This is a genomic window from Fibrella arboris, assembly GCF_041321095.1.
Lineage (GTDB): Bacteria > Bacteroidota > Bacteroidia > Cytophagales > Spirosomataceae > Fibrella > Fibrella arboris.
In genome coordinates this window covers 267,101-282,557 of record NZ_JBGGWE010000003.1, presented here as the reverse complement: position 1 = coordinate 282,557, position 15,457 = coordinate 267,101, and the positions used below count along the sequence as shown (strand labels likewise).

Annotated in this window: 12 protein-coding genes and 1 pseudogene; all 13 read left to right on the top strand. The window is 54.7% G+C overall.

Features of this window, described 5'->3' with window-relative positions:
* Positions 1–122 precede the first annotated feature (122 nt).
* Entirely contained in the window at positions 123–1,229 is a 1,107-nt protein-coding gene (gene tal / locus ACAW75_RS06295) for a transaldolase (RefSeq protein ID WP_370727835.1), read from the top strand.
* A gap of 134 nt (positions 1,230–1,363) precedes the next feature.
* Entirely contained in the window at positions 1,364–1,720 is a 357-nt protein-coding gene (locus ACAW75_RS06290) for a hypothetical protein (RefSeq protein WP_370727834.1), read from the top strand.
* A gap of 87 nt (positions 1,721–1,807) precedes the next feature.
* Entirely contained in the window at positions 1,808–2,257 is a 450-nt protein-coding gene (locus ACAW75_RS06285; RefSeq protein WP_370727833.1) for a DinB family protein, read from the top strand.
* A 193-nt stretch (positions 2,258–2,450) separates the two neighbouring features.
* Entirely contained in the window at positions 2,451–2,747 is a 297-nt protein-coding gene (locus ACAW75_RS06280) for a hypothetical protein (protein WP_370727832.1), read from the top strand.
* 99 nt (positions 2,748–2,846) lie between these two features.
* A pseudogene (locus tag ACAW75_RS06275) lies at positions 2,847–3,179 on the top strand (protein kinase domain-containing protein); the annotation flags it as partial.
* Positions 3,130–3,477, top strand: a complete 348-nt coding sequence (locus ACAW75_RS06270; protein ID WP_370727831.1) for a protein kinase domain-containing protein — start codon at positions 3,130–3,132, stop codon at positions 3,475–3,477. The pseudogene ACAW75_RS06275 and the gene ACAW75_RS06270, both read left to right, overlap by 50 nt.
* A gap of 10 nt (positions 3,478–3,487) precedes the next feature.
* Complete coding sequence (locus ACAW75_RS06265) at positions 3,488–3,610, top strand: hypothetical protein (RefSeq protein WP_370727830.1); 123 nt, start codon at positions 3,488–3,490, stop codon at positions 3,608–3,610.
* Between the two features lie 183 nt (positions 3,611–3,793).
* Complete coding sequence (locus ACAW75_RS06260; protein WP_370727829.1) at positions 3,794–7,765, top strand: ATP-binding protein; 3,972 nt, start codon at positions 3,794–3,796, stop codon at positions 7,763–7,765.
* A 224-nt stretch (positions 7,766–7,989) separates the two neighbouring features.
* Positions 7,990–10,473, top strand: coding sequence for an outer membrane beta-barrel protein (locus ACAW75_RS06255; protein WP_370727828.1), 2,484 nt, complete (start codon positions 7,990–7,992; stop codon positions 10,471–10,473).
* A 17-nt stretch (positions 10,474–10,490) separates the two neighbouring features.
* Complete coding sequence (locus ACAW75_RS06250) at positions 10,491–11,771, top strand: acyltransferase family protein (RefSeq protein ID WP_370727827.1); 1,281 nt, start codon at positions 10,491–10,493, stop codon at positions 11,769–11,771.
* Positions 11,772–11,807: 36 nt separating this feature from the next.
* Positions 11,808–12,656 carry a hypothetical protein gene (locus tag ACAW75_RS06245; protein WP_370727826.1) on the top strand — a complete coding sequence of 283 codons (849 nt, stop codon included), beginning with the start codon at positions 11,808–11,810 and terminating at the stop codon, positions 12,654–12,656.
* Between the two features lie 125 nt (positions 12,657–12,781).
* Positions 12,782–13,657, top strand: a complete 876-nt coding sequence (locus ACAW75_RS06240) for an SDR family oxidoreductase (protein WP_370727825.1) — start codon at positions 12,782–12,784, stop codon at positions 13,655–13,657.
* 117 nt (positions 13,658–13,774) lie between these two features.
* Complete coding sequence (locus ACAW75_RS06235) at positions 13,775–15,355, top strand: serine hydrolase (RefSeq protein ID WP_370727824.1); 1,581 nt, start codon at positions 13,775–13,777, stop codon at positions 15,353–15,355.
* Positions 15,356–15,457: the final 102 nt, after the last annotated feature.

Here is a 15,457-nt window from a genome sequence, read left to right as displayed (position 1 = left end):
CGCATGGTAGTACTAGCATGCGGCTTTTGTGTGCTGATACTAACCGGTATTCCAAACAAACCCGCTCCTGAGCGCTTTATGATATAGTAAACCAACTCGATCATAAACCAACGACATGCACCATGGGCACCAACCGGGTTAAACAGATTCATGAACTAGGCCAAAGCATCTGGCTCGACTTTATTGACCGTCAGATTATGAAGAGTGGCGGTCTGCAAAAGCTTATCGATGAAGACGGTGTTCGGGGCATCACCTCGAACCCCGCCATTTTCGAAAAAGCGATCAGCAGCAGCCAGGATTATGACGAGGATATCAAGCAACTGGCGCAGGAGGGTAAATCCAACGAGGCTATTTTCTATGGCGTAGCCGTGACAGATATCCAGCAGGCGGCCGATCTGTTCAAACCCGTTTACGACGATAAAGTAAGCGGTGCCGACGGGTTCGTCAGCCTGGAAGTATCGCCCCATCTGGCACTCGAGACGGCTGGCACCATTGAGCAGGCACGTGCCCTCTGGAAGGCGGTAGACCGCCCTAACGTGATGATCAAGATTCCGGGTACACAACCGGGACTGGCCGCTATTCAGCAGGCGATCAGCGAAGGGATCAACATCAACGTGACCTTACTCTTTAGCCTTGATCGCTACGAAGCTGTTGCGGAAGCCTACATTGCTGGTCTGGAAGCACGCGCCGACGCCGGCCAGCCTATTGATCAGATCGCGTCGGTAGCCAGCTTCTTCCTGAGCCGGATCGACACGCTGATTGATCCACTTCTGGTTGAAAAAGGACTCAGCAAGCTGAAAGGCGAAGTGGCGATTGCGTCGGCGAAGCAGGCCTATCAGATCTACAAACGCCTGTTCGAGTCAGACCGGTTCAAGGCGCTGGCCGACAAAGGGGCAACGCCTCAGCGGCTGCTGTGGGCCAGCACGGGCAGCAAAGACCCGTCGTTCTCTGATGTGAAGTACGTAGAGGCGCTTATAGGCCCCAAAACCGTTGATACGGTGCCGATGGAAACGCTCGATGCCTTCCGCGATCACGGACAGGCTGCCGCCCGGCTGGAAGAAAACCCGGAACAGGCGCAGCAGGTACTCGATCAGGTACAGGCGGCAGGAATTGACCTGGCTGCCTTAATGCAGCAGTTGGAAGACGAGGGCATCGACAAGTTCAATAAACCCTACGACAAGCTGTTGAAGGCGATCGACGACCAAAAGAAGGCCCTGACGCCTGCTTAAGCCGGCCGATTTGTTAAAAGCCGACGGGCGAACTGCTGCAAAGGGGTTCGCCCGTCGGCTTTTAACAAATCGTATATTGGAGCCGAAGCGCCCTGTTTGTCATCTTTGCCAGCGAACCGATCATCGCTGCCAACATGAACCAACTCGCCTTGTTTAGCTTGTTACTAACGCTGGGAAGGCGGCCATCTTTCGCGCAACGTACCCAGCGGCAGATGGGCGACTGTGTCGTATTTACTATTCCTTTCGCCAATTCCTTTCCCGGCGATTCAATCACCTTCGCCGTGGTGGCACCGAAAGGCGATCTCCTGAAACGGAAACCTATTTTTCTCTTTCGGCAAGGGTCGTTGCCTATTCCGCTGTTTACAGTCAACCCTAAAACCGGGAAAACAGCGTTGACAGAGCTGCCCCGCACTGGCTACGATCAGGAACCGGAGCAGTATAGCCTCATGATTGCAAGCCGACACCGACGATGTACCCGGCAACGTACCTGACCACCTGACCCATAAGTACCTCTGGGTAAAACTGGTTAGGCTATTTTATGCTGAACAGCCTGATTAACTTTTACAAAAATCACCACCATGCTACTCGAAACATTGAGCGCCTTGTTTACCCGCGATTTAAACCGGGTCAAAACCGAACTGAGCCACTACCACGATGAATCCACGATCTGGGCTGTGCCGCCGGGAATTACCAATTCAGCCGGGAATCTGTGCCTGCATCTGATCGGGAATCTAAACACGTATATTGGCGGTGAACTGGGTCAGTCTGGGTACGTTCGGTACCGTGAGCTTGAGTTTTCCCTGCGCGACGTACCCCGCGCCGTGATGTTGGCCCAACTCGACGATACCATAGGTATGGTTAGTCAGACACTACTGGCCTTGGAAGAAACGCGCTTGAACGAAGAATACCCGATGCTGGTGTTCGAGCAAAAGACATCGACGGGCTATTTGCTGGTCCATCTGGCCACGCATCTGGGCTATCACCTCGGGCAGATAAATTATCACCGGCGGCTGGTGGGAGGCCGGTGAAAACAGGCGGCCAGGTACAGCCTGCCCCGCCGGGGCGGGGTTAGCTAGCGCAATACGGCGCTGATGGTCAGCCGGTAAGGTCGGAATGGTCGATAATATACAGGTTTTCCTATAGCAGAATCTAGGTCTTCGTGGATGGTGCCAGAGCAGATTGGAGCAGACCTTTGTCAGGCTCTACCAATCAACCACCATCATGCGTGCTATGTCGTCTACCCCTGTTGCTGAGGTTCCATCTGTTGCCACCGCAAGCCGCGATGATGAGGGCTTTTTCAGTGTACTGTACGAAATAATCAGGCGGCATCCGGTCTTGTTCACAGTGCTGTTCATGAGTCCGTTTGTGGCCCTGCTCATTTCAATGGGCCTCAAATGGTACTACGTCTTCAACGACTCGGCCCACTACCTGTGTAATTTCCAGATTGACTCCAAAACCGGCGTCTGGACAGACAAGAACCGGTACTTCGGCCCCGGTAGTACACAGGCTGGTTTCTGAACAATAACGGCAGCCATGAACCAGACAATTCGTGGCTACACGCTCACCCAATGGCTGGGCTCCGGGGGAATGGGCGAAGTGTAGAAGGCCCACCAGCCGGGAACGAACCGCCCCGTTGCCATCAAACTGCTCCGGCAGGTAGAGCAGGCCGATCGGTTTGTGAACGAGGCCACGATCCAGTCATCGTTACGGCACCCGCCTGTGGGGGCAGTCTATGATTTTTTCACCGACAAAGGCTTATTCTGTCTGGTGAGGGAATACGGGGAGGGACCAACGATTGAACAGCATCTGCAAAAGCACGGTCCATCTCCCGAAGCGGTAGCCTGGAAACTGATTGGCCAGATTGCGTCTGCCCTAACGTACCCTGCACGACCGGGGTATCGTGCATCGCGACCTGAAGGCGGGCAATGTCAAATTACTCCGTCCCGATAGTGCTAAACTGCTGGATTTTGGACTGGCCAGACTAGCTCATGCGCCCCGGCCCACCCGCCAGGGTTATCTGGCAGGCACTGTTTCGTCGATGGCACCCGAGCAGTTCACGGGTGAAAGCGCTCCGGCATCTGACTGTTGGGCACTGGGGGGGGCTGCTCTGCGAAATGCTGACGGGTTACTCGCCTTTTGGGGGGAGCAGCGAGTCGGAAATAGGGCAGTTGATTCGGAAAGCAGATTACCTGCCACCAACCCGGCTGAATCCGGCTGTGTCGACTGCCAGCGTACAACTGATCGGTAAATTATTGACCGTGTCTGCCCAGGACAGGCTAACGGCGCGTCGGGTGCTGGAACTGATCGAAAAGCCGGCGCTGCTGGCAGGCCCGCTATGGGCAGAGCCGCTTCGGAACTGGTGGAAAAAGATCAAACCCTAAGGTGGTTGACTTTACGCATGTGTGAAGTAGCGCTGGTTAGTATGACGCCCTGCCAGGCCATCATACCAACCAGAATCTATGTTAAATTGACATAAGTATAAATACTAGAACCGTACACTCATAATTCTTGGTGTTTAGTTAGTTAAGTGGTAGTTTTCACTACCTATCTTTTCCGCTTTTTTCATGAATGCAGCAAACTGCCGGGCCTGCTTTATACTGCCCGTCTGTTGTTGGGTGTCGATGGCGGTAGCCCAGATTAAGCCTCCGCGCCAGACCCTTCTAACGACAACTGACGGCCTGCCGAACAGTCATATCACCGGTATGGTGCAGGACAAGGCGGGATTCATCTGGATCAGCACCGCCGACGGGCTGGCCCGGTATGATGGCTATAGTGTAAAGACGTTCCGGCATATGCCCGGCAACGCCAACTCGCTGGCCGACAACATCATCCGGCAGCTGGAAGAAACGGCAACGGGGCAACTTCTTATCAGCACGGAATCAGGTACGTTCCAGCTATTCGACCCGGCCACTGAACGGTTCTCCAGCCTGCTCGATGCGTCCTTTCTGGCTGCTCGCAAAGCCGTCATCAGCCAGTGCCACCTGAGCGCCGATGGACGGCATGCATGGGGGCTGATGCCCGGCGTGCAGTTGATCGATTACGACATCAGCCGGAAAACCATCCGTGTCTACGACGCCACAGCGCTGGTGGGCGAACCCAACACCCTGCATGACTTTGTGCTGACGGCTACCGGCTACATCTACAGTACGTGTTCAAAAGGGCTTTTTCAACTCAATACAAGAACAGGCCAAAAGCGGTTTATTCCTTTGCCCCATACACCCCCAAACAACGGCTTTTCGTCGGCCGATGGGCATGAAGTGGTGGAAGGCCCCAACGGGCAGATCGTGTTGTTCAATTACAGGGCTATTGCGCTCTACGACCCGGCGCAGAACCGGTTTCGTACGATTCCGTTACCCGATCTGAGCCGGAGTGGACCGATCTCATACACGCTGAAAACCCTCAGTGATAACCATATCTACCTGGGTTACCTGAACCAGTTGTATCGGGTAGAGGCGGCGGGTAAACTGACGCTGCTGCCCGCCTTACCCCGCATTCAGCTACGTGATCGATCCGGTGCATTGTGGTCGGTGAACCCGCGGGGCGGCCTGACCCGATACGATGCCAACGCGCTGCCGTTTACGTTCCAGCCTACTCAGAAGTCATTTGTGGAAGACTTGCTGGAGCAGCACCTGGGCGTTTTGCGACCCGATAGCCTTGAGGTGTGGTCCGTGGCGCGGTGGCCGCGTCTGTCACTAACCGCCAACGGAAACGGCTACCTGATTGATCCGTTTTACCTGTACCGCTACGTACCTGGTCAGCGGGCGTTGACGGAGATCACCTCACTCCGCGCTACCAATGGAGCTATTTGCTGCAAACTCTGCCTGAAAGTGACCCGTTCGGGCCGTATCTGGCTGTATACCAATGACAAGGGGCTGGTCGACGCTGACCTCGGCGGGGCGGGGGCCTATCTGCACCCGAACAGCCGCCTGCCGATCAAAAGGGCTAACCCTGGCTACGATGCGGGCGACATTCAGCCGATGGGCCGTTCGGTGTGGGTTGGTTCGCAATATGGGCTAGGGCTGTTCCGGTACGATATAGATCGGGGCCGATACGATGCACCATTGCTTAATGACCCCGCCACGGCCAATTCGCTGCCCGGCAACACCATCAACTGCCTCGCCACCGATCCGCTCGATAGTACGGTACTCTGGATCGGCACGGCGGGGAGCGGCCTTTGCCGATTAAACACCCGCACGATGACCTTCCGGCGGCTGGGTGAGTCGGAAGGATTCCCAAACGGAACGATTCAGACAATGGAAGCCGACCGCCAGGGGTTTATCTGGTGCGCTACCAGCAAAGGACTTGTCCGTATAAAGCCGAGTGCCGATCCTGAACAGCTGACCTGGCGTCATTTTACGACGGATGACGGGCTGGCTACCAATGAATTCAGCCGGACCTCATCGGCCGTGCTGCCTGATGGAAAACTGGTGTTCGGTACGCTGGCAGGCCGAATCGTGGTTGATCCGGCGGTGATCCATGACGACCTGTATGATCCACCGATGGTGCTGACCTCACTGAAAGTCAACAACGTATTGGTCGACGCCAATACGGCCGGTTCTCCTTTACCAGCACCCATCAATGCGCTTTCGGAACTGCGCCTCGACTACACGCAAAACTTCCTGACGTTTGGTTTTGCCGGCCTGCATTACGCCAAAATGGCCAAGATTCGCTACCGGTATCGGTTGGTCGGAGTCGATGAGAACTGGGTCAATGCGGCGAATCAGCTGACTGCCAATTATACGCAGCTTGCCCCAGGTACGTATCAACTACTCATCAACTGTAGCAGGGCCGACGGGCAGTGGAGCCGACAGACGAAGCACCTGACAGTCGTGATCTTACCCCCAATCTGGGCTACCTGGTGGGCGTATGGCCTTTATGCGCTGGCCGTGGCTGGCCTTGCGTGGGGGGTTATCCGGTTCAGAGTAAGGCAGTTGCAGCAGCAGCAGGCACTGGCGCGTAACCATCAGGAGGCAGAGCAGCTCCGGGCACTCGACGAGGTGAAGACCCGTTTTTTTTCCAACATAACGCACGAGTTTCGGACACTGCTGTCATTGATTCTGTTGCCGACGGAGAAGCTTTTGCAGGAAGATAAACATGATTCGTATACCCGAAGAACCCTGGTTTCGATCTACAACAACGCCCAGCAATTGTTGCGGCTGATCAATCAACTCCTCGACCTGTCGAAACTGGAGGGAAACAACATGGGTGTGTCGTTCTCGCGGGGTAATGGCATCGCGTTTATCCGGCACTGCGTCGATCTGTTTCGGCCCATGGCTGAAGCCAAACGAATAGAACTGCGGCTGACCACCGATACGCCGTCGGGTGAATGGCTGTTCGATGCAGATAAATGGGAAAAAATTATCAGCAATTTATTGGCTAATGCGCTGAAGTTTACACCGTCGGGCGGGCAGGTAGGCGTTACGATTCGATTAGTATCGCCAGACCGGATTGCTGTACAGGTGCAGGATACGGGGATTGGTATCAGTGCGGCTCATCTGCCGCATATCTTCAACCGTTTTTATCAGGCCGACGATTCCCGTACCCGCGCCTACGAAGGCACCGGTATTGGGTTAGCACTGGTGAAGGAATTGACTGCTCTGCTGAATGGTACTATTGCCGTAGACAGCCGGACCGAACCCCCGTCGGGGACAACAGTCACCCTGCACCTACCCGTAGCTGCGGTGCCTGTGTTGTCTGATGCCCTGCCGGTCAGTGCGCCAACACCACCGCTTGTCGGGCAGGGCATACGCAGGCAAACAGACCCGGCAACTGACCACTTCCTGCCGGGGGATCCGTTGGTCGTGGTGGTGGACGATAATGCGGAACTGAAGACGTTCATCGCTGGTGAACTGGCCGATTCGTACCGCGTGCTGACTGCCAGTGACGGTGAAGAAGGCTGGCAACTCATCCAGGACGAACTGCCCGACCTGGTGATCTCAGATGTGATGATGCCCCGCATGGACGGCTACCAGCTTACCCATTGCATCAAATCAACGGCTTTAACAAACCACATTGCAGTGATTTTGCTGACCGCCAAAGCTGCTCATCAAAGCCGGATAACGGGACTGGAACAAGGTGCCGACGATTACCTGACCAAGCCTTTCCACATGGATGAGTTGTATCTGAGGATCCAGAACCTGTTGACCCACCGTCAGACTATCCAGCAGTACTACCACCAGCAACTAACATCGGTCGATTCAGCGTTTCAGCCTGTTCAAATAGATGATTCATTTCTGAAGAACGTATACGCGTATATAGAGTCCCGTTTGGACGATTCCTCCCTGACCGTCGATGAGTTGGCGAAGCGGCACAACATGAGCCGACGGACCATGCACCGCAAACTGACCTCGCTGACCAACCTTTCGGCCAACGACCTCATTCGGCAGTATCGGCTCCGGCGCGCCGCCGAACTATTACGAGCCGGTTATTCGGTAGCGCAAACGGCCTACAGTGTTGGCTTCGAAAGCCCTACTTATTTCTCAACGCTCTTTAAGCAGACCTACCAGCAGAGCCCAACTGACTTTGTAGGCCGCTAAACGGATTGGTTGATGGGTACACAACGTTGATACACGTGTCTGGTAGATTCACTTATTTTAAAATAGCGTATATATACTATTGGTCGACTACGTATTTTGTCCCAAAAGTGAACAAGGTTGTCCCAAAAGTGAACGTCGGTTGCGTGGTAAAGAAGGAAGTTTGAGCTACGATCATCAAAGGGTAAAACGCCCTGGACTGGTCGGCCACACAAACCAATACAACCATGAAAGCTGGTTTACTCATCCTCTTCCTGCTAGGGTTATCCTCGCTGTCGCTGGCTCAATCATCCACGGTTGCCGGCCTGCATACAACCGTCCGCGGTAGCGTCAGCGATGCCGCAGGTAAGGCCCTTCCTTTTGCCAGTATTGCCCTGCTCAATGCCCGTGATTCCACCTTAGCCAAAGGCGGTGTAACCAGCGAGGCAGGTACGTATGAACTGACTGGTATTCGTCCCGGCAGGTACGTTGTCATGGCCAGTTCGATCGGTTATAAACCAGCCAAATCAGCCGTATTTGAGGTAGCAGCCACACCCGTTGACGTACTCGTTTTGCCTCTGAGTGAATCGGCTAAAACGCTGAACGAAGTGGCGGTGGTAACTAAAAAACCGTTTGTAGAGCAGGAAGCCGACCGAACGGTGATCAACGTGGCAGGCAGTATTATCGGTAGCGGCAGCACGGCCCTGGAGGTGCTGGAAAAAGCCCCCGGCGTAACTGTCGACCGGCAGAACGACGCGCTTCAACTGCGTGGTAAAGACGGCGTGATTGTACAGATCGACGGCAAGCAGACGTACCTGTCGATGCAGGATGTGGTGAACCTGCTCAAAAATATGCCGAGCGATAACATTGAGAAGATCGACCTGATCACGAATCCCGGTGCCCGCTACGATGCGGCTGGCAACTCAGGCATCATCAATATCCGGCTCAAGAAAAACAATAACGTCGGCACCAATGGGTCGGCTTCGCTGACGGGTGGTTCGGGCCGGTTCGACCGCGAACGGACCAGCCTGCAACTGAATCACCGCGAATCGAAGGTAAATCTGTTTGGGAGTTATGGCCTCAACCGGGGCGGCAACTACTGGAACTTCACCACCGACCGTGACCAGCCTGCCCAGGGTGATGGCACCGGTGCGGCCGTTGACCTGACCAAACGCAGCTTTGTTGAACAGAACACGTACCTGGTCTACCGCGATCTGGGGCAGAATGCCAAAGCTGGCCTGGATTATATGCCGACCAAAAACACGACAATCGGCCTGGTCTGGACGGCCTTCTGGAACAATAACGATCAGCGTGGACCGGCCATAGCGCAATTTCGGCGGGGAAGTGATCAGCCTGTGTACCTGCAAACCGAAACCGCCAAGACCCAGATTACCCATACGAGTAATCAGTTGGTCAACCTTAACTTCCAGCATACACTTACCGCCAAAGACGGGAAAAGTAACAACGGGCAACTCGCCGCCGACCTCGACATGGGCCACTACCAGCGCGAGTTCACCACCACCCTGCTCACCGCCACGACCATTGGGGCCAATGCCAACCCTAACTCGTTAACGGCACTTGACAACCGGATGCCCACAACGGTCGATATCCGGTCGGTCAAAGCAGATTATAGCCGCACGCTTCCCGGCAAGTGGAAACTGGACCTGGGCGTGAAGAGCACCTCCGTGAAAACAGACAACAACCTGACCATATTTACGGGAATGGGCGACAACCTGAGCATGGACCCCAGCCGCTCGAATCAATTTCAGTATACCGAACAGGTCAATGCCGGGTACGTGAGTTTGTCGGGAAAATGGGCCGGGCAAACAGACGTGCAGGTTGGCCTTCGGGCCGAGCATACCCACTCGGAAGGCAACTCCATCACGCTGAAAAGCATTGTGGAACGCAACTACCTGAACTGGTTTCCCAGCCTGTTTATATCGAGGCCAATAGCTAAAAACCAGACGCTTGCCGTCTCGTACAGCTACCGGATCGACCGGCCGAGTTACCAGAACCTGAACCCATCGCGCTCGTTTGTCGACCCCTACGCATTTCAGGAAGGAAACCCGTATCTACGGCCACAGTACACGCACTCGCTGGAGGTAAAACATGGCTTCAACAGTAAGGTATTTACCTCACTAGGAGCCAGTTTTACGTCTGACCTGGTGTTCATTGTGGCTTATCCGCTCGATGGCAACAAGGTCTACTACATTGTTCAGAACATCGGCAAGTCGCAGGCGTATAACCTGACGGTCAGCTTCCCGGTAACGGTCACCAAAGGCTGGACCATGCAGACGACGCTGCTCGGTTTCTACAATCAGTTCGACTACAATTACCAGGAATCGCTGCTGTCGCTAAGCCAGTTTTCCGGGCGTCTGAACAGTTCGAGCGCCATTGTGCTGGGTAAAGGCTGGACTGCCGAACTCAGCGGCCGGATCAGTGCGCCGAGCGTATACGCGATCTGGTCGTCGCCCTGGTTGGGGTCGGTCGATGCGGGGTTGCAAAAGGCCGTCAACGCCAAGCTGAAGGTAAAACTGAGCGGGCAGGATCTGGTGCACACCAACCGGACGATTGCCACCATGAACACCCCGACCAACATCCAGCACATCCGCATGACGCAGGATACCCGGCTGGTGCTGCTGAACCTGAGCTACACCTTCGGCAACCAGAAGCTGAAAGCCGCCCGCCAGCGCCGCACCGCCGCCGAAGAAGAAATGCAGCGGGCTAATTAACGATTCCCAAACGGCTTATGCTCACCACTACCTCTCCTCAAATTACCCAAACCTTACCCGCACAGTCGGATAGGTTTCATGCCCTGGATGCCGTGCGGGCCTTCGCCCTGATTATTGGCGTTTTCTTTCATGGCACCATGTCATTTGTTTCCTACATAGGCTATTACTGGGCTATCCGTGATTCTCAGCCGAGCCGATTTCTGGACGGGTTCTTTTACATGGCGCACTCGTTTCGAATGCAGGCTTTCTTTTTAATAGCCGGGTACTTTGCTCATCTGCTCTATCACAGACGAGGGGCCACCAGTTTCCTGATCCACAGAACCCGCCGGATTTTAGTCCCTCTTCTGCTGTTTGTGCCTATCATGTATGTCCTGCTCGGTGTCTTGTGGACCTGGGGCTACCAAAGGGCAGGCTTGATCCCCAAAGAATCGCCCGTTGCCTCGATGTCGCCCTGGTTGGTGATGTATAGGGATGTTATATCTCTGAAATGGATTCGGGCCGATTTGCCAATTGCACACCTGTGGTTTCTGTATTACCTGATGCTGTTTTGTGTAGCTGCCTTTGTCGTTCGCCCCCTCGTAAACAGCGTAGATAAGTCGGGGCAACTCAGGCTGGTACTGGATCGTCTGTTGGCCGCAGCTACGCAAAAGTGGTGGGGTGGTCTGGTGCTGGGTGTATTACTTATCGGACCAACGCTGACCGTAACGTCCTGGGTAGGTGTTGATACACCTGATCACGGATTCACGCCCCTGCTGGCTCCTTTCAGTGTCTATGGCCTTTATTTCACTGTTGGCTGGCTGTTTCAGCGGCAACCCGCCCTGATTGTGGCGTTGAAAAGGCACTGGAAACTCAACCTCCTGTTTAGCCTTGTCGTAGCCGGCGGATTAACAGCCTTTTTGCTCACAACCATCTATGCCCACAACGCCCCGCCTACGGCCCCGGCCATTGATCCTGCGGTGGTCAATACCTTTCTGCCCGTTATCAACGCCCTATCAGCAGTAGCCACGATGACGGCCGTTTTTGCTTTTATCGGACTGATTCTAAGGTACTTCAGTCACCCCAGCAAACGCATCCGCTACCTGTCCGATTCGGCCTACTGGCTTTATATCGCTCACCTACCGGTTGTGGTGCTGTTCCAGATTCTGGTGGCTCCGCTTCAGATCCACTGGCTGCTGAAACTGCCGCTCATTTTCGTGCCCTCGTTCGCCCTGCTATTCCTGACCTACCACTACGGCGTTCGGAATACGTGGCTGGGTACGTTGCTCAATGGCCGACGGTACCCGATTAACCAAAGCTGAGTTCACTTTTCCAGTTTATATAAACCCCTTTTTGCCATGAAAATCAATCTGTTGCCCCGTCTGATGCTCACACTCGTTGTGGGTCTGTTTATGGCCACTTTTAGTTATGGCCAGGCACCGTCGATGCGGACTTTTTCGGAGGTGTATTACCACAAGCTGAAACCGGGTTTCACCTTCCAGCAAGCCCGAGCGCTGGAGAATGAATGGAAGAAACTGCACCAGGCGCAGGCCGATGGTGACCACATCACCGGATGGTATATGCTGTCGCTGGCACTGACCTCGAACCCCAACAACCAGGAATACGACTACATCACCATCAAGACCTTCACCGATATGGGCGTGATGGACAATTCGTATCCGGCTACGTTTAATACGAAGGTGTTTGGGGCGGAAGCCAAAACGAAATGGGCCGACCTGCTCAGGCGCACCGCCGCAATGCAGACCAGTGGTAAGGTGGAAATATGGGAAACCATCGACGGCGTTTTTGCCGAAAAACGGGTGTCGCCCGACAAATCGCCCTACTGGGTGCTGGATCTGATGCAGGTGAAAGACAACAAGTATGCGGAGTATGTAGCGATGGAAAAGAGCATGAAAGCCCTGCACAAAGAGCGCATAGCCATGAACAACATTGCGGGCTGGAACCTGGCGGCGCTGATGTATCCGTCTGGCAGCGAGAAAGGCTACAGCTATGCTACGGTCAACTTTTACCCAAGCATGAAAGAGATGGGCGATACCCACTACGGCGAAGCCTTCCAGAAAGCTATGCCCGGCCAGGACATACAGAAACTGATTGGCCAGATCTACGCAACCCGTAACATACTTCGGTCAGAGGTGTACTACCTACAGGAGTTCGCCGTGAAAACGCCGGTTGTGGCCTCGAAGTAAGCAATTGACAAACAGCTATTTGTCGGCAAAAGCAAAGTAGGTACGTTCGCTTTAATGCGCCCTGCGCCAACTCAGGTTAGCGCAGAGCTTTGCTTGTTTCGTTTATTCTAAACTCTTCTATACGCATGTCTACCATTCTGATTACCGGATGCAGCACCGGCATTGGCTTTGCCACCGCCGAAGTGCTGGCCCGCAACGGCCACCAGGTTTACGCCACCATGCGCAACCCGCAACGGGCACCCGAACTGGGTCAGCTTGCCCAACGCGACAACCTGCCCATCACGATTTTGCCAATGGATGTCGATTCCGACGCGTCGGTGCGAACAGCCGTGGCTGACGTGCTGGCGCAGGCGGGCCAGATTGATGTACTGGTAAATAACGCGGGTATTGCGCCATCGGGCCCTGTCGAAGAATCGCTGCTTGATTCGTTCCGCCGCGTGATGGAAACCAATTATTTCGGCGTTTTACGCTGCATTCAGGCTGTATTGCCCCCTATGCGGGCGCGTCGGAGTGGCTGTATCGTCAATATTTCGTCGGTATCGGGCAAACTCTACAGTCCTTTTTTGGGCGCGTATTCGGCCTCCAAAGCCGCCGTTGAAGCCCTCAGCGAAAGTTTAGCGGGCGAACTGGTGCCCTTCGGGGTTCGGGTGGTACTTGTTGAACCCGGTGTGATCGACACACCCATTATCGGCAAACTCGACGAGACACCAGCCCAAACCAGCTACCCGGCCCTCAACCGGATTCAGGCATTTTTCGCAGCCTCGCAGGCCAACCACGTACCTGCCAGCCTGGTGAGCGATGTGATTCAGGCAATTATTTCGGGTCATGATACGCAACTGCGCTACCCCGTTGGCCCCGATGCTGGCGCACTCCTCGGCTGGCGCGCCTCGCTTTCCGACGAAGACTGGGTGGCTTCGGGAGGCATCGACGACGAAACCTGGATTGCGGGCATGGGGCAGTTGGGCCTGGATGTGCGCCCGTATCTGGAAGCGTCGACATAAATGGGTGATGGTAATTGGGGCACAATGGCGTTGATGCCTTGATTCGTTGGGGCAAAATTCGATGAATCAAGGCATTATCCTTAACTTACTCCCAATCAACCGCTCATTTTCGCTCTAATGAAAAATCGCTCCCTATCAGTCTTCGTGATGGGCGTACTCCTGTACGCCGCCCCGTTTCTTACGTTTGCCCAAGTCATTACATCCCAGCAAATCGACGCGCTTGTTCAGCGTACACTGACCACCTTCGATGTGCCTGGTATTGCCGTTGCCGTGGTGAAAGATGGCAAAGTGGTTCACGCGAAAGGCTATGGTGTGCGTTCGCTGAAGACGCGTCAACCAGTGGATGAGAACACGCTGTTTGGTATTGCGTCGAACAGCAAAGCTTTTACCGCTGCCGCGTTGGGGATGCTGCTGGACGAAGGCAAACTGACCTGGGACGATAAGGTGATCGACCACGTACCTGAGTTCAGGATGTACGATGCCTACGTGACCGAGGCCTTCACCATCCGCGATCTGCTGACCCACCGCAGCGGCCTTGGTTTAGGGGCTGGTGATCTGATGTTCTGGCCCGATTCCAGCAACTTCACCATGAAAGACATTATTCATAACCTGCGCTACCTGAAACCTGTTTCGGGCTTCCGTACCAAATACGATTACGACAACCTGCTCTATATGGTGGCGGGTGAGGTCGTTGAGCGGGTCAGTGGCAAAACCTGGTCTGAGTTTGTGGAAGAACGCATCATGAGACCGTTGCAAATGAACCGGAGTGCGGGCTATTACGAACGGCTGGCCGACAAGGTGAACGTCATTGATGCGCACGCCCCGGTCAATGGCAAGGTGCAGGTGATCGACCGCGATATCATGCGGTTTGGCTATTCGGCGGGGGGTATCAATTCCAGTGTGGCCGACATGAGCAAATGGGTGATTGCCCAGCTGAACCGAGGCAAGTATGGCGACAATGGGGATAAACGGTTGTTCAGCGACAAAGTACACGCTGAGATGTGGAGCCCACAAACGATTTTGCCTACTAACCCTACACCGGTACCGCCCTACAACACCCACTTTTCGGCTTATGGGCTGGGCTGGTTTCTATCGGACGTGAAAGGCCTGAAGCAGGTGACCCACACCGGTGGTCTGGCGGGTATGGTGACGCAGGTGACGATACTGCCCGAACTGCAACTGGGGATCATTGTCTTCACTAACCAGCAGTCGGGAGCGGCGTTTAACTCGGTGACCAACACGATCAAAGACAGCTACCTGGGCTTGCCGCCAACAGATTGGGTTACCCGCTACGGGGAGCGGGTGAAGAGTGGTCAGCAGGAAGCCGATAAAATCACTAAAAACATCTGGGATGGCATTGAAAAAGAGCAAAAATCGACCACCACAAAAGTTGATTTCGCCAACTACGCCGGCACGTACCGCGACCGCTGGTTCGGCGATGTGGTGCTGAGCGAGCAGGGGGGACGTACCTGGTTTCGATCAGTGCGGGCGCCGAAGCTGACGGGCGAACTATTCTATTACAAGGGAAATACGTTCGTGGTGAAATGGAACAACCGCAGCCTGGATGCCGACGCGTTTGTTACCTTCCAGGTCGATGATACCATGAAGCCCGCTTCCATCAAAATGAGACCCATCTCGCCCCTAACCGATTTTAGCTTCGACTTCCAGGACCTGGACCTGCAACGGGTAAAGCAGTAGTGGATTCGGCCAGCATTGCTTTACCGTCTGTTGTGTCAAGCTATGGTCGTGCAGACTGGCCTAAAAGGAGTCAAATGGCTGGAGCGCAACCCAACAGACCGT